At 60.9% G+C, this 16,561-nt stretch carries 19 protein-coding genes and 1 pseudogene; 15 read left to right on the top strand and 5 right to left on the bottom strand.

Features of this window, described 5'->3' with window-relative positions:
* Positions 1-55 precede the first annotated feature (55 nt).
* Positions 56-859 (bottom strand): thermonuclease family protein, encoded by an 804-nt coding sequence (locus JOE39_RS21555; RefSeq protein ID WP_210078301.1) that lies wholly within the window; start codon positions 857-859, stop codon positions 56-58.
* Positions 860-872: 13 nt separating this feature from the next.
* Complete coding sequence (gene rpmE / locus JOE39_RS21550; protein WP_002551648.1) at positions 873-1,094, bottom strand: 50S ribosomal protein L31; 222 nt, start codon at positions 1,092-1,094, stop codon at positions 873-875.
* 169 nt (positions 1,095-1,263) lie between these two features.
* Here rpmE and JOE39_RS21545 point away from each other — a divergent pair, with 169 nt between their 5' ends.
* From JOE39_RS21545 to JOE39_RS21520, 6 genes are all read left to right on the top strand, one after another.
* Positions 1,264-3,483: a primosomal protein N' gene (locus tag JOE39_RS21545; protein WP_003341399.1), complete on the top strand. Its 2,220-nt coding sequence runs from the start codon at positions 1,264-1,266 to the stop codon at positions 3,481-3,483.
* Positions 3,484-3,580: 97 nt separating this feature from the next.
* Positions 3,581-5,317, top strand: coding sequence for an arginine--tRNA ligase (gene argS, locus JOE39_RS21540; protein WP_210078303.1), 1,737 nt, complete (start codon positions 3,581-3,583; stop codon positions 5,315-5,317).
* A 1-nt stretch (position 5,318) separates the two neighbouring features.
* Positions 5,319-6,014 carry an SPOR domain-containing protein gene (locus JOE39_RS21535; RefSeq protein ID WP_004414617.1) on the top strand — a complete coding sequence of 232 codons (696 nt, stop codon included), beginning with the start codon at positions 5,319-5,321 and terminating at the stop codon, positions 6,012-6,014.
* A gap of 414 nt (positions 6,015-6,428) precedes the next feature.
* The gene (gene hslV, locus JOE39_RS21530; RefSeq protein WP_003392345.1) at positions 6,429-6,959 is read left to right on the top strand and encodes an ATP-dependent protease subunit HslV; all 531 of its coding nucleotides are present in this window, start codon (positions 6,429-6,431) and stop codon (positions 6,957-6,959) included.
* Between the two features lie 66 nt (positions 6,960-7,025).
* A complete protein-coding gene (hslU, locus tag JOE39_RS21525) occupies positions 7,026-8,363 on the top strand; it encodes an ATP-dependent protease ATPase subunit HslU (RefSeq protein ID WP_003316641.1) in 1,338 nt (445 codons plus the stop codon).
* A 114-nt stretch (positions 8,364-8,477) separates the two neighbouring features.
* Positions 8,478-8,849: a DUF971 domain-containing protein gene (locus JOE39_RS21520; RefSeq protein WP_003392349.1), complete on the top strand. Its 372-nt coding sequence runs from the start codon at positions 8,478-8,480 to the stop codon at positions 8,847-8,849.
* Positions 8,850-9,001: 152 nt separating this feature from the next.
* On the opposite strand, the gene JOE39_RS21515 is transcribed toward JOE39_RS21520, so the two are convergent.
* The 3 genes and pseudogenes from JOE39_RS21515 to JOE39_RS21505 form a co-directional block, all read right to left on the bottom strand.
* Positions 9,002-9,733: a phasin family protein gene (locus JOE39_RS21515; protein WP_096113178.1), complete on the bottom strand. Its 732-nt coding sequence runs from the start codon at positions 9,731-9,733 to the stop codon at positions 9,002-9,004.
* Positions 9,734-9,743: 10 nt separating this feature from the next.
* A pseudogene (locus tag JOE39_RS21510) lies at positions 9,744-9,942 on the bottom strand (phasin family protein); the annotation flags it as partial.
* Between the two features lie 65 nt (positions 9,943-10,007).
* Positions 10,008-10,286, bottom strand: coding sequence for a polyhydroxyalkanoic acid system family protein (locus JOE39_RS21505; protein ID WP_003316638.1), 279 nt, complete (start codon positions 10,284-10,286; stop codon positions 10,008-10,010).
* 144 nt (positions 10,287-10,430) lie between these two features.
* Here JOE39_RS21505 and ubiE point away from each other — a divergent pair, with 144 nt between their 5' ends.
* The 9 genes from ubiE to JOE39_RS21460 all read left to right on the top strand — a co-directional run bounded on the left by ubiE (position 10,431) and on the right by JOE39_RS21460 (position 16,537).
* Positions 10,431-11,201, top strand: coding sequence for a bifunctional demethylmenaquinone methyltransferase/2-methoxy-6-polyprenyl-1,4-benzoquinol methylase UbiE (ubiE, locus tag JOE39_RS21500; protein ID WP_003341410.1), 771 nt, complete (start codon positions 10,431-10,433; stop codon positions 11,199-11,201).
* The gene (locus JOE39_RS21495) at positions 11,201-11,824 is read left to right on the top strand and encodes an SCP2 sterol-binding domain-containing protein (RefSeq protein WP_003392353.1); all 624 of its coding nucleotides are present in this window, start codon (positions 11,201-11,203) and stop codon (positions 11,822-11,824) included. The genes ubiE and JOE39_RS21495 overlap by 1 nt, the downstream gene beginning before the upstream one ends.
* A complete protein-coding gene (gene ubiB / locus JOE39_RS21490; RefSeq protein ID WP_004414605.1) occupies positions 11,821-13,440 on the top strand; it encodes a ubiquinone biosynthesis regulatory protein kinase UbiB in 1,620 nt (539 codons plus the stop codon). The genes JOE39_RS21495 and ubiB overlap by 4 nt, the downstream gene beginning before the upstream one ends.
* A 67-nt stretch (positions 13,441-13,507) precedes the next feature.
* Positions 13,508-13,900: a phosphoribosyl-AMP cyclohydrolase gene (gene hisI, locus JOE39_RS21485; RefSeq protein WP_003341415.1), complete on the top strand. Its 393-nt coding sequence runs from the start codon at positions 13,508-13,510 to the stop codon at positions 13,898-13,900.
* Positions 13,901-13,902: 2 nt separating this feature from the next.
* Positions 13,903-14,235, top strand: coding sequence for a phosphoribosyl-ATP diphosphatase (locus JOE39_RS21480; RefSeq protein WP_002551631.1), 333 nt, complete (start codon positions 13,903-13,905; stop codon positions 14,233-14,235).
* A 44-nt stretch (positions 14,236-14,279) separates the two neighbouring features.
* Positions 14,280-14,555 (top strand): twin-arginine translocase TatA/TatE family subunit, encoded by a 276-nt coding sequence (locus JOE39_RS21475; RefSeq protein WP_003316632.1) that lies wholly within the window; start codon positions 14,280-14,282, stop codon positions 14,553-14,555.
* 4 nt (positions 14,556-14,559) lie between these two features.
* Positions 14,560-15,036 carry a Sec-independent protein translocase protein TatB gene (gene tatB, locus JOE39_RS21470; RefSeq protein WP_003316631.1) on the top strand — a complete coding sequence of 159 codons (477 nt, stop codon included), beginning with the start codon at positions 14,560-14,562 and terminating at the stop codon, positions 15,034-15,036.
* The gene (gene tatC / locus JOE39_RS21465) at positions 15,033-15,833 is read left to right on the top strand and encodes a twin-arginine translocase subunit TatC (protein ID WP_003392361.1); all 801 of its coding nucleotides are present in this window, start codon (positions 15,033-15,035) and stop codon (positions 15,831-15,833) included. The genes tatB and tatC overlap by 4 nt, the downstream gene beginning before the upstream one ends.
* Positions 15,830-16,537, top strand: coding sequence for a 16S rRNA (uracil(1498)-N(3))-methyltransferase (locus JOE39_RS21460; protein WP_024664069.1), 708 nt, complete (start codon positions 15,830-15,832; stop codon positions 16,535-16,537). Before tatC ends, JOE39_RS21460 begins: the two co-directional genes overlap by 4 nt.
* Positions 16,538-16,561 lie beyond the last annotated feature (24 nt).

Genomic DNA, 16,561 nt, shown 5'->3' with positions numbered 1-16,561 from the left:
GCTGAAACGTGAACACTCGGTCACGCTCGTCAGATCACTGGTTTGAAGGGCGCTTCTAACGGCGTGAAAGGTCCAGCATTGCGGGATGAGTCAGTGACAGCTGCCAGCGGGACTGCCCTTTTTTCAGGCCCCCACGCCGGGAGCGATCGACCACCCAGCCACGCGCTTCGACCTGCCGTCCTTCGAAGCGCTTGAGCATCGCCGTATCGAAGGCACTCAGGTGGGCAGGCGCGATACGCAGGACCAGCGAGCCCTGCAACTCGATCCAGATGCCGCCGCGGTTGCGCTGCACACGCTTGACCTGACCGGACACAATCGCGAAACCGCTTTTGCTCAGTCGGGCCGAGGACTGCACCGGCGAATGGCGCCACACACCCAGCCGCGCCTGACGTGCCTGACGCTCCGCGACCTGCTGGCAATCGACCAGAGTCACATTAGGCGCAACGGCCACCAGGTAACCCAGCCCTTCGCTGAGCAACTGCGCCTCAAGGTTGGCGCCTCTACGGTCATAGACGTTGGCCAGCGTGCGGCCGTAATGATCCTTGCCCTGCAGGCCGATACGCAGCCTGACCTTGCCGCCGCTTTCATTGACCAGCGTCTGCAAGCGCTTTTTCGCCGCCTCGGCAAACGGTTCGGCCGACCGGCCTTTCCTGCCGGTTTCAGGCGTATTGAGCCCGATCATCCGCACATTGCGGCCATCGGTCAGCTTCAGGGTATCGCCGTCGACCACACGCTGTACCTGCGCGACCGGCAACGAGGCAGGTGCCGGGCAGAAGGCCTGCGCGCCGGACACCCAAATCGCGGGCATAAAAAAGACGCCCACAAGGAGCGCCTTTTCAAGCAGCCTGGAGATGCCCATCGGGCAGCCAGTCTTACTTCGCTTTGGTAGCGCCGAACGCACCGAAACGGGATTTGAACTTGTCGACACGGCCGCCAACGTCAAGCGTCTTCTGCTTGCCGGTGTAGAACGGGTGGCACTCGTTGCACACGTCCAGGCTCAGAGGAGCGGCCAGGGTGGAACGGGTCTTGATGACATTGCCGCAGCTGCAGGTAGCGTCAATGGCTTCGTAAACTGGATGGATATCAGCTTTCATCGGTACTTCCTCGGTCTAACGCGCCGCCACTCAACACTATTGTTGAATACCGCACGGAAATAGGCTGCGGATAGTACCAGACAATCGCAACGACGCAAGCGAACCTTCACACCGGTCGTCTGCTAAGATCGCGCCTCCGTCATCACTTATCACCACAGGGAAACACCGCGTGCCCGACGCCATCCTGCGCCTTGCCCTGCCCTCGCCGCTTCGCCGCCTGTTCGACTACCGCGCCCCAGCGGGCGTGTCGCGCAGCGCCTTGCAGCCGGGCATGCGTCTGCGAGTGCCGTTCGGACGCCGGGAAATGATCGGCATTCTGGTAGAAGTGGTCGATCACAGCGAAGTGCCCGCCGACAAGCTCAAGCCGGCGATCGCCCTGCTCGACAGCGAAGCGCCGCTGCCACCTGCGCTGTTCAAGCTGTGCCTGTGGACCTCGCAGTACTACCAGCACAGCCTCGGAGACACACTGAGCTGGGCCTTGCCGGTGCTGTTGCGTCAGGGCGAACTGGCCGAAAGTCGCCAGGAACGCTTCTGGCACGTGGCCCCGGGCGCCAGCGTCGACGATCCGCGCATCGCCCGCGCGCCCAAGCAGCGCGAGGCCCTGACCACTCTTGCCCAGCACCCGCACGGGGTGGCGCATCAACTGCTCAGCAAGCTGATGCTTAACAAGGACAGCCTCAACCTGTTGCTGGCCAAGGAGCTGGTGTACGTCGAGGTCCGCAGCCATGCGCCCAGCGCACGCCATGAACACTGGCTGGCCCAGCCTGAATTGCCGCTCAACACCGAACAACGCGCCGCTTACGAAGCGATCCGCGCCGGGTTCGACAGCTTTCATGCGTTTCTGCTGGCCGGCGTCACCGGCAGCGGCAAGACTGAAGTCTATCTGCAACTGATCCGCGAAACCCTCGAAGCCGGCAAGCAGGCGCTGGTGCTGATCCCGGAAATCAACCTCGGCCCGCAGACCCTGGCGCGCTTCGAGCAACGCTTCAATGCGCGCATTGCGCTGGTCCACTCGGCGGTCAACGACCGCGAACGGCTGGATGCCTGGCTGGCAGCTCGCGATGGCGAGGCGGACATCATCATCGGCACGCGTTCGGCGCTGTTCACGCCGATGAAAAACCCCGGCCTGATCATCATCGACGAAGAACACGACGGCTCCTATAAACAGCAGGAAGGTCTGCGCTATCACGCCCGCGATCTGGCCTTGGTGCGGGCGCGTCAGGAAAACATTCCGATTGTCCTTGGCTCGGCCACACCGTCTTTGGAAAGCCTGCACAACGCTTACACCGGCCGCTACGGCCTGCTGCGCCTGAATGAGCGCGCGGGCGGCGCACAGCAGCCGCGTTTCATGCGCCTGGACGTCAAGAGCCGACCGCTGGACAGCGGCATCTCCGGGCCCATGCAGCAGGCCATCGGCCAGACGCTCGCGGCAGGCCAGCAGGTCTTGGTATTCCTCAACCGTCGCGGCTTTGCGCCAACCTTGCTGTGCCACGACTGCGGCTGGATGTCCGGCTGCCAACGCTGCGATGCACGCATGACCGTGCACCAGCGCTCGGGCGAGCTGCGCTGCCATCACTGCGGGTATGTCGAACGCGTACCGCGTCAGTGCCCATCGTGTGGCAAAGTGGATTTGCGCCCGGTAGGCGCGGGAACAGAGCGCGCCGAAGAGCGCCTGGCGATTCTGTTTCCGGACTACCCCGTACTGCGTGTCGACCGCGACAGCACGTCGCGCAAGGACGCCATGAACCAGCTGTTCACGACGATCCAGCGCGGTCAGCCATGCATTCTGGTCGGCACGCAAATGCTAGCCAAGGGCCATCACTTTCCCCGGGTCACGCTGGTCTCGATTCTGGACGCCGACGGCGGGCTGTTTTCCGGCGACTTCCGCGCCAGCGAGCGCATGGCGCAATTAATCGTGCAGGTGGCAGGTCGTGCCGGGCGCGCCGAAGAGCCTGGCAAGGTGATCATCCAGACCCACCTGGCCGACCACCCACTGCTGATCCAGCTGACCGAGCAGGGTTATTTCGCCTTTGCCGAACAGGCCTTGAGCGAGCGCCGTTCGGCGGGGCTACCACCGTTTTCACACCTCGCCCTGCTGCGCGCTGAAGCGCACAAGCCGGGACAGGCCGAGGCCTTTCTCGATCAGGCCTGCAGCGATGCGGAGCAACTGGTTGCGCAGATGGCGCTGGGCGGCATCGAGCTGCTGGGCCCGGTTCCGGCACCGATGGAACGCCGCGCCGGGCGTTATCGTGCGCAACTGCTGGTGCAGTCCAGCGCCCGCGCACCCTTGCATAAATTGCTTGCCACCTGGCTGCTCGCGCTGGAGCAAATGCCCAGCGGTCGGCAGGTCAGATGGTCGCTGGATGTGGATCCTGTGGATCTTTATTAAGTCACGCCGTTGGCAAGCAGGCTTGAGCAACGGATAATGCGGAGTTTTTCCACCCGCGCATCGAAGCGCCACCGCGCTTGCGGTCGAAGAGAGCACCATGAAAGACACGATTCGCCAGCTGATTCAACAAGCCCTGACCCGTCTCGTCACCGAGGGCGTCTTGCCAGAAGGGCTGACGCCGGCGATCCAGGTGGAAAACGCCCGCGACAAGACGCACGGCGACTTCGCCAGCAATATCGCGATGATGCTCGCCAAGCCTGCCGGCATGAAACCGCGCGATCTGGCTGAAAAGCTGATCGCCGCGCTGCCGGCCGACGAGCAGGTCAGCAAGGTCGAAATTGCCGGCCCGGGCTTCCTGAACTTCTTCCAGAACACTGCCGCGCTGGCCGCACGCCTCGACGCTGCACTGGCCGACGCGCACCTCTCGGTGCGCAAGGCGGGCGCTGCACAGCGCGTGGTCGTCGATCTGTCGGCACCGAACCTGGCCAAGGAAATGCACGTTGGCCATTTGCGCTCGACCATTATTGGCGACGGCGTGGCGAACGTCCTGACGTTTCTCGGCGACACGGTCATTCGTCAGAACCACGTGGGCGACTGGGGTACCCAGTTCGGCATGCTGCTGGCCTATCTGCAGGAAAAGCCGGCGACCAGCGACGAGCTGTCCGACCTGGAAAACTTCTACCGCGCCGCCAAGCAGCGCTTTGACGAGTCCGAAGAGTTCGCCGAGCGTGCTCGTGGTCTGGTGGTCAAGCTGCAGGCCGGCGATGCCGAGTGCATGGCGCTGTGGACGCGCTTCAAGGACATCTCGCTGTCGCACTGCCAGGAAACCTACGAGCGCCTCAACGTCAAGCTGACCCCGGCCGACGTGATGGGCGAAAGCGCCTATAACGATGACCTGGCCAATGTGGTCAACGACCTGAAAGCCTCGGGCCTGCTGGTCGAGAGTAATGGCGCAAAATGCGTGTTCCTCGAAGAATTCCGCACCGCCGATGACACGCCGTTGCCGGTCATCGTGCAGAAGGCCGGTGGCGGTTATCTGTATGCCACCACAGACCTGGCAGCGATCCGCTATCGCAGCAAGGTGCTCAAGGCCGACCGCGTGCTGTATTTCGTCGACCAGCGTCAGGCCCTGCACTTCCAGCAGGTGTTCGAAGTGGCGCGCCGCGCAGGTTTCGTGCATGACGGCATGCAACTGGAACACATGGGCTTCGGAACCATGAACGGCGCCGATGGCCGCCCGTTCAAGACCCGCGATGGCGGCACGGTCAAGCTCATCGACCTGCTCGATGAAGCCGAAGAGCGTGCCTACACCCTGGTCAAGGAAAAGAACCCGGAAGTCGCCGAAGCGGAATTGCGCAGCATCGCCAAGGCCGTGGGCATCAGTGCGGTGAAATACGCCGACCTGTCCAAGCACCGCGCCAGCGATTACAGCTTCAACTTCGATCAGATGCTCAGTTTCGAAGGCAACACCGCGCCCTATCTGCTGTACGCCTACACCCGTGTGGCCGGCGTATTCCGCAAGCTGGGCAGCGCGTTTGACGCCAGCAAGGGCCAGATTGTCCTCGCCGCGCCGCAGGAACAGGAACTGGCCGCACGTCTGGCGCAGTTCACCGAAACACTGAACAACGTCGCAGAAAAAGGCACGCCGCACGTACTTTGTGCTTACCTGTATGACCTTGCGGGTCTGTTTTCGAGCTTTTACGAAAACTGCCCGATCCTTGGTGCGGAAAACCCCGATCAGCAACAGAGCCGTCTGCGGCTGGCTGCACTGACCGGCCGCACCCTCAAGCAAGGCCTGGACCTGTTGGGTCTGGAAACTCTGGAGCGTATGTAAGTTGGCAGTTGCGAAGAAGAAACCGGCACCCAAGCGGGGCGCCAGCCGTTATCAGGCACCCGCGAAGAAGCCTATTCCAGGATGGTTGTGGCTGGCGATTGGCTTGACCGTGGGCGCGTTCGTGGTCTTTTTGATGAAGCTCGAACCCGGTGGTGATGACGTCAAGCGGGTCAGGGCAGACGCCAAGGCTGCAAAGATCGCCGAAGCGAACAAGACACCGCCAAGCCCTACGGCGCCGGTCAAACCCAAGTACGACTTCTACACATTGCTGCCGGAGTCGGAAGTGATCGTGCCGAACGAAGCCGTGCCGGAGAAGACCCCGCCGCCCGTGGCACCGACAGCACCGGTCTCGCCGGAACAGGCAGCCAAGATCGACACGGCACGCGCCCAGGCAGCCCTCAGCGGCCTGACGCCTCCGCCAGCGCCCGCAGTTGCGACGACCAAGCCGGCAGCGGTGACGACGTTCTTCCTGCAGGCGGGCTCGTTCCGCAAACAGGCTGACGCCGAGAAAGTCCGCGCGCAAATCATCCTGCTGGGCCAGACCTCTACCGTCGAGTCGGGCACCGTCAAGGATGAAACCTGGTACCGCGTACTGGTCGGCCCGTTCAGCAACCGCGAACAGCTGACCACCGCGCAGAAACAACTGGCAAGCGGCGGATTTAGTAACCTGTTGTTGCAACAGCGTCAGAGCCGCTAGCCAAAGCGCCGCTGTTTCCGTGCTCATCGCGTGTTTTCGATGAGCACGGAGAACGGAGCTTCTGCCCGAAGGGCGTAGGAGCGGACTTGTCCGCGATCTGCCGGGAACCGGCAGCAAAACCAGCCGCATCGGTGTATCAGACCCAGCCGAGGCAGCCTGTTTGGGGGCCGCTTCGCAGCCCATCGCGGACAAGTCCGCTCCTACGCCCGTTGGGCAGAATCAAAACGGCCTTCTGTCCGCTACAAAAACCGGGAGATCGCGGACAAACGAAGCGTCGCCCGGTCCGCTTAAAGAGTTGGGACAAGAATCATACGGTCATTCCCCCCGATTCATCCCCAAGGTTGAAATACTCACCCACACCCCCATATGAGTTTGCATCAGGGCATTTTCGCCCCGCAGTGTGGAGACTCTCCCTTGACCACCATCGTTTCAGTGCGCCGCCACGGTAAAGTCGTCATGGCTGGCGACGGCCAGGTTTCTCTGGGCAACACCGTCATGAAAGGCAACGCCAAAAAGGTACGCCGCCTGTATCACGGTGAAGTGATCGCCGGATTCGCTGGCGCGACCGCCGATGCATTCACGCTGTTCGAACGCTTCGAGGCCCAACTGGAAAAACACCAGGGGCATCTGGTTCGTGCAGCCGTCGAACTGGCCAAGGACTGGCGCACCGATCGCTCGCTGAGCCGTCTCGAAGCCATGCTGGCCGTCGCCAACAAGGACGCCTCGCTGATCATCACCGGCAACGGTGACGTGGTCGAGCCCGAGGACGGCCTGATCGCCATGGGCTCCGGCGGCGCATTCGCTCAGGCCGCAGCACGCGCCCTGCTGCTCAAGACCGACCTGTCGGCCCGCGAAATTGCCGAGACTTCCCTGCATATCGCCGGCGACATTTGCGTGTTCACCAACCACAACATCACCATTGAGGAGCAGGACCTCGCTGGCTAAGCCGCTGCCGGGCCGCACACCCTGCGGCCCCATCGACTTGCCCGCAACAGAGGACCGTGAATAACCATGTCAATGACTCCCCGCGAAATCGTCCATGAACTCAATCGCCATATCATCGGCCAGGACGATGCCAAGCGCGCCGTGGCCATTGCCCTGCGCAATCGCTGGCGCCGCATGCAGTTGCCTGAAGAACTGCGTGTCGAAGTAACCCCCAAGAACATTCTGATGATCGGCCCGACCGGTGTCGGCAAGACCGAAATCGCCCGTCGTCTGGCCAAGCTCGCCAACGCACCGTTCATTAAGGTCGAAGCCACCAAATTCACCGAAGTGGGTTATGTAGGTCGCGATGTAGAGTCGATCATCCGTGATCTGGCTGATGCCGCGATCAAGCTGCTGCGTGAACAGGAAATCGTCAAGGTGCGTCATCGTGCCGAAGATGCCGCCGAAGAGCGCATCCTCGATGCCCTGTTGCCACCGGCTCGGGTCGGCTTCAACGAAGATCCGGCGCAGAGCAGCGATTCCAATACCCGTCAGCTGTTCCGCAAGCGCCTGCGCGAAGGCCAGCTGGATGACAAGGAAATCGAGATCGAGATCAACGAAGCGGTTGGTGTCGATATCTCTGCGCCGCCTGGCATGGAAGAGATGACCAATCAGTTGCAGAGCCTGTTTGCCAATATGGGCAAGGGCAAGACCAAGAGCCGCAAGCTCAAGGTCAAGGAAGCGCTCAAGCTGGTACGCGAAGAAGAAGCGGGCCGTCTGGTCAATGAAGAAGAGCTGAAAGCCAAGGCGCTGGAAGCGGTCGAGCAACATGGCATCGTGTTCATCGACGAGATCGACAAAGTTGCCAAACGCGGTAATTCGGGCGGTGTCGACGTATCCCGTGAAGGCGTGCAGCGCGACCTGCTGCCGCTGATCGAAGGTTGCACGGTGAATACCAAACTGGGCATGGTCAAGACCGACCACATCCTGTTTATCGCCTCGGGTGCGTTCCATTTGAGCAAACCCAGCGATCTGGTCCCCGAGCTGCAAGGCCGTCTGCCGATCCGCGTTGAACTCAAGGCGCTGTCGCCCCAAGACTTCGAGCGCATCCTCAGCGAGCCGCATGCGTCGTTGACCGAACAGTACCGCGAGCTGCTCAAGACCGAAGGCCTGAAGATCGAGTTCAAGCCTGAAGGCATCAAGCGCCTGGCCGAGATTGCCTGGCAGGTCAACGAGAAGACCGAGAACATCGGTGCCCGCCGCCTGCACACGCTGCTTGAGCGCCTGCTTGAGGAAGTCTCGTTCAGCGCCGGTGACCTGGCCATCAGCCCTGACGCAGCGCCGATCGAGATCGACGCGGAATACGTCAACAGCCACCTCGGTGATCTGGCAGAAAACGAAGACCTGTCGCGTTATATTCTCTGAAGCTGCAAGCTATTAGCTGCAAGCTGCAAGCTGCAAGCTGCAAGCGGTTGTTCACGCTTGCAGCTTTTTTGCTTCTGCTTGAAGCTTGCAGCTTAAAACTTGAGGCTGTTCTTAATGCTCCCAACCGCCATCCAACTGCATAAAGCCTCCAAAACCCTGACGCTGAAATACGCGCCGGATGAGGAATACCATTTGCCCGCCGAATTTCTGCGGGTGCATTCCCCTTCTGCCGAGGTTCAGGGCCACGGCCGGCCGATCCTGCAATTCGGCAAACTGGGAGTCGGCCTGACCAAGGTCGAGCCCGCCGGGCAATATGCGCTGAAACTGACCTTCGATGACGGCCATGACAGCGGCCTGTTTACTTGGGAATACCTGTACGAACTGGCCACACGCCAGGCGTCGCTGTGGGAAGACTACTTGCAGGAACTCGAAAAAGCCGGCAAGTCCCGCGACCCTTCCGAACACGTCATCAAACTGATGCTCTGAACCGCCTCGCAGGTGTCCGCAAGAACACCATCGTACCGATGCTGGAGCGTGAGGAACGATAGGTGCCCGTAAGAACACCATCGTGCCCATGCTCCGCGTGGGTATGCCGTTCGGGACGCTCTGCGTCCGGTCTGGTTTGTTGCAGCCGGGTATCAGGACTGAATAGCGGGTTTTTCCGATGCGGCCGGCGTAGAGGGCTTGGTAGCAGGTTTGGCCGCCGGCTTTCTTGCCGCTGGCTTTTTTGCTGCTGCAGGTTTGGTCGGGGTGCTGGTTTTGCCGGTGCTCGCAGCGGCAGGCTTGTTGGCAGCCTCGACGGGCCTGGCCGCTGCTTTCTTGACGGCTGGCCTGGCCGCTACGCTCTTGTCCGCCGCTTTGGCGACAGGCTTGGCCGCAGCCTTGTCCACAGGTTTCGCCGCGCTTTTCGCCGCTGTAGGTTTGGCCGCCAACGTGCGTGAGGCAGCCGGTTTGGCTTTCGCGTCCACCAATAGCTCGATCTGCCGGGTCAGCTGGTCGACCTTGCTGTGCAGCGCCTGTACTTCACTGCGGCTCGGCACACCCAGACGCGAAATCGCGCCGTTCAGGCGCTTGTCGAAAGCCTCTTCCAGCTCGTTCCACTTGCCAACCGCGAGGTCTTTCACGTCGTCCACGCGGGACTTGGCCGACTTGCTGGTGTTCTTGACGTCATCGAGCTGTTTCTGCGCTTCGACCTTGGTCAGTTTCTCGGCCTTCTCGCCGTCCTTCACCAGGGTATCGAACAGCTTGCTGCCATCATCGCTGATCTTGGAATACGCGCCCAAACCAGCCAGCCAGATCTGACGAGAGTACTTCTCAACCTCGCCCATCCAGGAGCTGCCATCTTTGTCGGTTTTTTTCTTGCCAGCCATCCTGTTCTCCTTATCGTCCAGACTTGGAACGCCCGAGTCGTTTCGGCACGCAGCGTTCGAGCTTTTATCGGCCCGACACGCTCAAGCAATGCCCTCAGCTCATCGAGCCAGGCAAAGAGCGTGTCTACATCATGTTTAGACGGGATACCGACCCGGTTCAAGGCCTTTGCGACTCGAAGGTCGAAAGCACGCTCGATTCTGTCGATTTGCGCTCATAAAAGAGCGCATGAACACACGGAGGGCGAAGAAAAATCAGCAGGTCTGCATACGGCGTTCAGGCAGCGAGCGCCTTGTCCAGAACGCGCTCGACTTCTGTCTTGATCGAACCGCTCATGGCCGACAGGATAAAGTTCAGCTCGATGTTGACGCGGATCAAAGCCTCTTCGACCTCGACCTCGCCCTTGGCGCCCTTGCCCTCCAGTTTTACGGTATCGCCAGCCCATTCGTGAGCCAGTCCGTATCGGGTGGAAAGCTTCTCGACCAGTTGCTCGGCCTTTTCGCGAGCCTTCTCGAGGCCCAGGGCGTGCGGGCGTTCAACGGTTATCTTGGCCATCGGAGGCTTCCTTGATCGTCATATGAAATGCGGCGCAACTATATACACCCGCCCGCATCCAAGAAAGCGTTGCAGGTGAGCCTTGTCAAGACAAAGCCGGCCTTGGCGATTAGAATGACCCGCACTCTATTCCGGTGAAGCGATATGAACGATCAGCGCAAAGGCAGCGATGCCGAACCTACGACTCACTTCGGTTACAAAAATGTACCGGAAAGCCAGAAGGCAGAAAAAGTCGCTGAGGTTTTCCATTCGGTGGCGGCCAAGTACGACCTGATGAACGACCTGCTGTCCGGCGGCATGCATCGCCTGTGGAAGCGTTTCGCGATCGAGCTGTCCGGCGTCCGCACCGGTAACCGCGTGCTGGACATTGCTGGCGGCACGGGCGACCTGACCCGCAAATTCTCTAACCTGGTCGGCCCGACCGGCCAGGTGGTCCTGGCTGACATCAACGCTTCCATGCTCAAGGTCGGCCGTGATCGCCTGCTGGACCTGGGTGTGGCGGGCAACGTCGAGTTCGTCCAGGCAGACGCCGAAAAACTGCCATTCCCGGACAATCATTTCGACTGCGTGACCATCGCATTCGGCCTGCGCAACGTGACGCACAAGGAAGACGCGCTGCGTTCCATGCTGCGCGTGCTCAAGCCGGGTGGTCGTCTGCTGGTGCTGGAGTTCTCCAAGCCGACCAACAAGCTGATGTCCAAGGCCTACGACGCCTACTCGTTCGCGTTCATGCCGTTGATGGGCAAGCTGGTCACCAATGACTCGGAAAGCTACCGTTATCTGGCCGAATCGATCCGCATGCACCCCAACCAGGAAACCCTCAAGTCGATGATGGTAGAAGCCGGTTTTGACCGCGTGACCTATCACAACATGACTGCCGGCGTCGTTGCCCTGCATCGCGGTATCAAACCCTGATGTTGCTCCGGGGGCTGCTCGCCAGTATCGAGCACGGCATCAATCGGGTGCTGCGCCTGGACAGCACCGCGCTGCCACGCATGGCGCGTCTGTCCGGGCGAGTCATTGCGGTGGACTGTCGCGATCCGTCCCTGAAGCTGTTCATCCTGCCCAGCGACGAAGGCTTGCTGCTCGCCGCTGACTGGGCAGCCGAGGCTGACTGCACCCTGCGCGCGCCGGCTTCCAGCCTGGTGCGCCTGGCCCTGAGCAAGGACAAGACCGCTGTGCTGCACGGCCCGGACGTCGAACTCGACGGTGACAGCGGCGCGCTGCTGGAACTGGTCGGCATTCTTCAGGACCTGGAACTGGACTGGGAGCACGAGCTGTCCAACTGGATCGGCCCGGTGGCCAGCCAGTTGTTCAGCAGTCACCTGCGCAACAGTGGGCGCTGGACACGGGAAAGCTTCAACAGCCTCAGCCAGAACATTGCCGACTACCTCAGCGAAGAATCGCGCACCCTTGTAGGCAAACACGAAGCCGAAGCACGATTCGCCGAACTCGATCAGATCAAGCTCGATCTGGAACGCCTCGAGGCGCGCTTTGCCCGCCTTGCCCACTCCCTCAATACCAGCGATAACGCATGAAGCTGCTTGCCGTCCGCCGTCTGTTTCGCATTCAACGTGTCGTTATCCGCTATCGCCTTGATGACCTGTTGTTCGCCCTGCCCCTGCCGTGGTGGATGCTCGCGCTGCGTTTCGTGCTGCCCTGGCGCTGGCTGCCACGGCGTAAATCCGAGCTGAGCCGGGGCGTACGCTTTCGTCTGGCGCTCCAGGACCTGGGGCCGATTTTCATCAAGTTCGGGCAACTGCTGTCCACCCGGCGCGACCTGCTGCCCGAGGACATCGCCGACGAACTGATGCTGCTGCAGGACCGCGTGCCGCCGTTCGATCAGCAATTGGCGATCAAGCTGATCGAAGAACAGCTCGGCGCGCGCATCTGTGACGTGTTCAGCCGCTTCGACGAGAAGCCGCTGGCGTCCGCTTCGGTCGCTCAGGTGCATGCCGCCTGCCTGAAGACCGGCGAAGAAGTCGTAGTCAAAGTGGTACGCCCCGGCCTCAAGCCGATCATCGGACAGGATCTTGCGTGGCTGTTCATTCTGGCCCGCACCGCCGAGCGCGTTTCCGCCGATGCCCGCCTGCTGCACCCGGTGCAGGTGGTGATGGATTATGAAAAGACCATCTACGACGAACTCGACCTGCTGCGTGAAGCGGCCAACGCCAGCCAGTTACGACGCAACTTCGAAGGCTCTGACCTTCTCTACGTGCCACAAGTCTACTGGGACTGGTGCCGCCCGAAAGTGTTGGTCATGGAGCGCATCTACGGCCTTCAGGTCACCGACATGGCCGGGCTGGCGGATCAGCGCACCGACATGAAACTGCTCGCCGAGCGCGGCGTGGAAATCTTTTTCACGCAGATTTTTCGCGACAGTTTCTTCCACGCCGACATGCACCCCGGCAACATTTTCGTCAGCACGGTCAACCCGTGGGCGCCGAAGTACATTGCCATCGACTGCGGCATCGTCGGCAGCCTGACCCCGGAAGATCAGGATTACCTGGCGCGTAACCTGTTTGCCTTTTTCAAACGTGACTATCGTCGCGTTGCGCAACTGCACATCGATTCGGGCTGGGTGCCGGCAGAGACCAAGCTCAATGAATTCGAAGCGGCCATCCGTACGGTCTGCGAGCCGATTTTCGAAAAGCCGCTCAAGGATATTTCCTTTGGTCAGGTGCTGATGCGTCTGTTCCAGACCGCGCGACGCTTCAATATGGAAGTCCAGCCGCAACTGGTCCTGCTGCAAAAGACCCTGCTCAACATCGAGGGGCTGGGTCGTCAGCTGTACCCTGAACTGGACCTGTGGAGCACCGCGCAGCCTTATCTGGAGCGCTGGATGCGTGAACGGGTCAGCCCGAAAACCCTGCTGGGCAATCTGCAATCACAGGTCGAGCAATTGCCGCACATCGCAGGCATGACCCGTGATCTGCTGGAGCGCATGTCCCGCCCGCACGCCTCGGATCCGCCGCGCCCATGGCACGGTCGTAAGGACGAGCCGGTCCTGCGGCTGATCGGTGCGGCATTGCTGGTCGGCGGCGCGATACAGGGCTGGGTGATGAGCGAGGCCGCTACCCAGTTGCTGACGCTCACCGCATGGCCGGCGGCGATCATGCTGATCGCCGGGCTGTATCTGATCGTTCGCCGATAGCCAGCAGCGAACGGCGCTGGCACACTGTTCAATCCGCCGGGCATGAAAGCCGGCTGCCGGAGTAGATATGAAAGACTGGCTGGACGAGATTCACTGGAACAGCGACGGTCTGGTGCCTGCAATCGCTCAGGATCACAAGACCGGCCGGGTGTTGATGATGGCCTGGATGAATCGCGAGGCCCTGAGCCTGACGGCGTCCGAGAATCGTGCCATCTATTGGTCGCGTTCGCGTGGCAAACTCTGGCGCAAAGGTGAAGAATCGGGTCATGTGCAAAAGCTGCATGAACTGCGCCTGGACTGTGACGCCGACGTCATTATCCTGATGGTCGAGCAGATCGGTGGCATCGCTTGCCATACCGGCCGCGAAAGTTGCTTCTACCGAGTGTATGAAAATTCAGGCTGGAAGACCGTAGACCCGGTGCTGAAAGATCCTGATGCTATTTACCCTGCAGGCCATTGAACATGACTGATACGTTGTCCCGTCTGGCCGAAGTGCTGGAATCGCGCAAGGACGCCGCTGCCGACAGCTCCTATGTCGCAAGCCTGTATCACAAGGGCCTGAACAAGATTCTGGAAAAGCTCGGCGAAGAGTCGATCGAGACCATCATCGCGGCCAAGGACGCTGCGGTCAGCGGTGATTGCAGTGACGTGATTTATGAAACCGCTGACCTGTGGTTCCACAGCATGGTGATGCTCGCCGCGCTGGGTCAGCACCCACAGGCCGTGCTCGATGAACTGGACCGCCGATTCGGCTTGTCCGGCCACGCGGAAAAAGCCGCTCGCACGGCAGAGTAACGCTCTCCCTTTTCAAGCTTGAAATCTTTTACGAGGACTGTTTCATGGGTATTTTTGACTGGAAACACTGGATCGTCATCCTGATCGTCGTTGTACTGGTTTTCGGGACCAAAAAACTCAAGGGCCTGGGCAGCGACGTCGGCGAATCGATCAAAGGCTTTCGCAAGGCAATGAATGATGACGACAAGCCAGCCGAACAGCCTGCGCCTCAACCCCAGCAGGCCCAGCCAGCCCCACAGGGCTCGCCGCTGAATCAGCCACATACCATCGACGCTCAAGCGCACAAAGTCGACGAGCCGATCCGCAAAGACCAGGTTTAAGCCCATGTTCGGTATCAGCTTCTCTGAACTGCTGCTCGTTGGCCTGGTTGCCTTGCTGGTACTGGGTCCCGAGCGCCTGCCGGGTGCTGCACGCACCGCAGGCTTATGGATCGGCCGGTTGAAGCGCAGCTTCAATGCGATCAAACAGGAAGTTGAACGTGAAATCGGGGCTGACGAGATTCGTCGGCAGCTGCACAACGAGCACATTCTCTCGCTGGAAGACGAAGCGCGCAAAATGTTCGCGCCCAATCAACCGCCTGAAAACAGCTCCGAGCCGGTAAATCCGTCGCCAGCACCGGCAGCGGCCGAAGCCGCAAGTCCCGCGCACGATGAAGCCGCACACCACGAAATCGGCCCTGCACAACCTGCGGCACCGAAGACCGCGCTGTCGCTGGAGAAAACCGCGAAACCGGCTGACGCCGGCACACCGGTCCCGACGCCTTCCGACCACGATTCGTCATTGCCACCGCGAGCACCATGAGCGCTGATATCCCGGAAAACGATCAGCAAATGCCGCTGATCTCGCACCTCACCGAGTTGCGTACACGTCTGTTGCGCTGTGTTGCGGCAGTCTTCCTGATTTTCGCCGGCCTGTTCTACTTCACGCAGAAGATCTACACACTGGTCTCGGCGCCGCTGCGGGTCTATCTGCCTGAAGGCGCAACGATGATCGCCACCGACGTGGCTTCGCCGTTCATCACGCCGTTCAAGCTGACCATGATGGTCGCGCTGTTTCTGTCCATGCCGGTCATCCTGCATCAGATCTGGGGCTTCATCGCGCCGGGCCTGTACAAGCACGAGAAACGCGTCGCGGTGCCACTGCTGGTGTCGAGCATCATCCTGTTCTACGCAGGCATGGCGTTTGCCTACTTCCTGGTCTTCCCGCTGATTTTCCACTTCTTCGCCAGCGTGACGCCGGAAGGCGTGTCGATGATGACCGACATCGCCAGCTACCTGGACTTCGTAATGACGTTGTTCTTCGCCTTTGGCGTGGCCTTCGAAATCCCGGTGGCCGTGGTGTTGCTGGTGTGGATCGGCATCGTCGACGTCAAGTACCTGAAGAAGATCCGCCCTTACGTGATCATCGCCTGCTTCGTGGTCGGCATGATCCTGACGCCGCCGGACATCTTCTCGCAAACGCTGCTGGCAGTGCCGATGTGGCTGCTCTTCGAGCTGGGCGTACTGTGCAGCACGATGATCAAGAAGCGAGGTGAACATCCGGACGACCAGGCCGAGGACGCTGACAAGCAGGACCAGCCGCCCGCGACCACACCGTGAATCTGCTGCTGCTTGAGGAAGCCGATTTCATTGCGGCTGACCGGGTGGTCCTGCGTGACCGCCGCCTGAAGCACATGCAGGAGGTGCACCGCGCAGAGGTCGGCGACAGTGTGCGGGTGGGCCGTGTCAACGGCCTGCTGGGCAACGCCGAACTGCTGCGCCTTGAAGCCCATGAAGCAGAGCTGCGTGTCGAGCTACAGAGTGCGCCTCCGGCAAAACTGCCGCTTACCCTGTTGCTGGCGTTGCCACGCCCCAAGATGTTACGCCGGGTGTTTCAGACCGTCGCGACCATGGGCGTGCCGAAAGTCATCCTGCTGAACAGTTACAGAGTGGAAAAAAGCTTCTGGCAGACGCCGTTTCTAGAGCCCGAGGCCATCCGCGAGCAACTGATTCTGGGCCTGGAGCAGGCGCGCGATTCGGTGCTGCCTGAAATCGTGATCGAAAAGCGCTTCAAGCCTTTCGTTGAAGATCGCTTGCCACAGATCGCGCTCGATACACTGGGCCTGGTTGGCCATCCTGGTGATTTCCCCGCCTGCCCGCGTGCAGCCACAGAGCAAGTCACATTGGCCATCGGCCCTGAAGGTGGCTGGATACCCTACGAAATCGATCTGTTGCGTCAGTCAGGTTTGCAGCCCGTGCAACTGGGCGAACGCATCCTGCGCGTCGAAACCGCTGTAACGGCCCTTCTCGCCCGCTTGTTCTGAGCTGTCAGTGTCGACTCAATCGCT

The sequence above is a fragment of the Pseudomonas sp. PvP100 genome, assembly GCF_017833055.1.
In the GTDB taxonomy this organism is placed as follows: domain Bacteria; phylum Pseudomonadota; class Gammaproteobacteria; order Pseudomonadales; family Pseudomonadaceae; genus Aquipseudomonas; species Aquipseudomonas syringae.
This window is presented reverse-complemented; position numbering and strand designations above follow the sequence as displayed.

What these genes read in the sequence shown, in the direction of transcription:
- JOE39_RS21555 (WP_210078301.1), bottom strand. Translation starts at nt 859, where the DNA reads ATGGGCATCTCCAGGCTGCTTGAAAAGGCGCTCCTTGTGGGCGTCTTT.
- rpmE (WP_002551648.1), bottom strand. Translation starts at nt 1,094, where the DNA reads ATGAAAGCTGATATCCATCCAGTTTACGAAGCCATTGACGCTACCTGC.
- argS (WP_210078303.1), top strand. Translation starts at nt 3,581, where the DNA reads ATGAAAGACACGATTCGCCAGCTGATTCAACAAGCCCTGACCCGTCTC.
- hslU (WP_003316641.1), top strand. Translation starts at nt 7,026, where the DNA reads ATGTCAATGACTCCCCGCGAAATCGTCCATGAACTCAATCGCCATATC.
- JOE39_RS21520 (WP_003392349.1), top strand. Translation starts at nt 8,478, where the DNA reads ATGCTCCCAACCGCCATCCAACTGCATAAAGCCTCCAAAACCCTGACG.
- JOE39_RS21515 (WP_096113178.1), bottom strand. Translation starts at nt 9,733, where the DNA reads ATGGCTGGCAAGAAAAAAACCGACAAAGATGGCAGCTCCTGGATGGGC.
- JOE39_RS21505 (WP_003316638.1), bottom strand. Translation starts at nt 10,286, where the DNA reads ATGGCCAAGATAACCGTTGAACGCCCGCACGCCCTGGGCCTCGAGAAG.
- ubiE (WP_003341410.1), top strand. Translation starts at nt 10,431, where the DNA reads ATGAACGATCAGCGCAAAGGCAGCGATGCCGAACCTACGACTCACTTC.
- JOE39_RS21495 (WP_003392353.1), top strand. Translation starts at nt 11,201, where the DNA reads ATGTTGCTCCGGGGGCTGCTCGCCAGTATCGAGCACGGCATCAATCGG.
- ubiB (WP_004414605.1), top strand. Translation starts at nt 11,821, where the DNA reads ATGAAGCTGCTTGCCGTCCGCCGTCTGTTTCGCATTCAACGTGTCGTT.
- hisI (WP_003341415.1), top strand. Translation starts at nt 13,508, where the DNA reads ATGAAAGACTGGCTGGACGAGATTCACTGGAACAGCGACGGTCTGGTG.
- JOE39_RS21480 (WP_002551631.1), top strand. Translation starts at nt 13,903, where the DNA reads ATGACTGATACGTTGTCCCGTCTGGCCGAAGTGCTGGAATCGCGCAAG.
- JOE39_RS21475 (WP_003316632.1), top strand. Translation starts at nt 14,280, where the DNA reads ATGGGTATTTTTGACTGGAAACACTGGATCGTCATCCTGATCGTCGTT.
- tatB (WP_003316631.1), top strand. Translation starts at nt 14,560, where the DNA reads ATGTTCGGTATCAGCTTCTCTGAACTGCTGCTCGTTGGCCTGGTTGCC.
- tatC (WP_003392361.1), top strand. Translation starts at nt 15,033, where the DNA reads ATGAGCGCTGATATCCCGGAAAACGATCAGCAAATGCCGCTGATCTCG.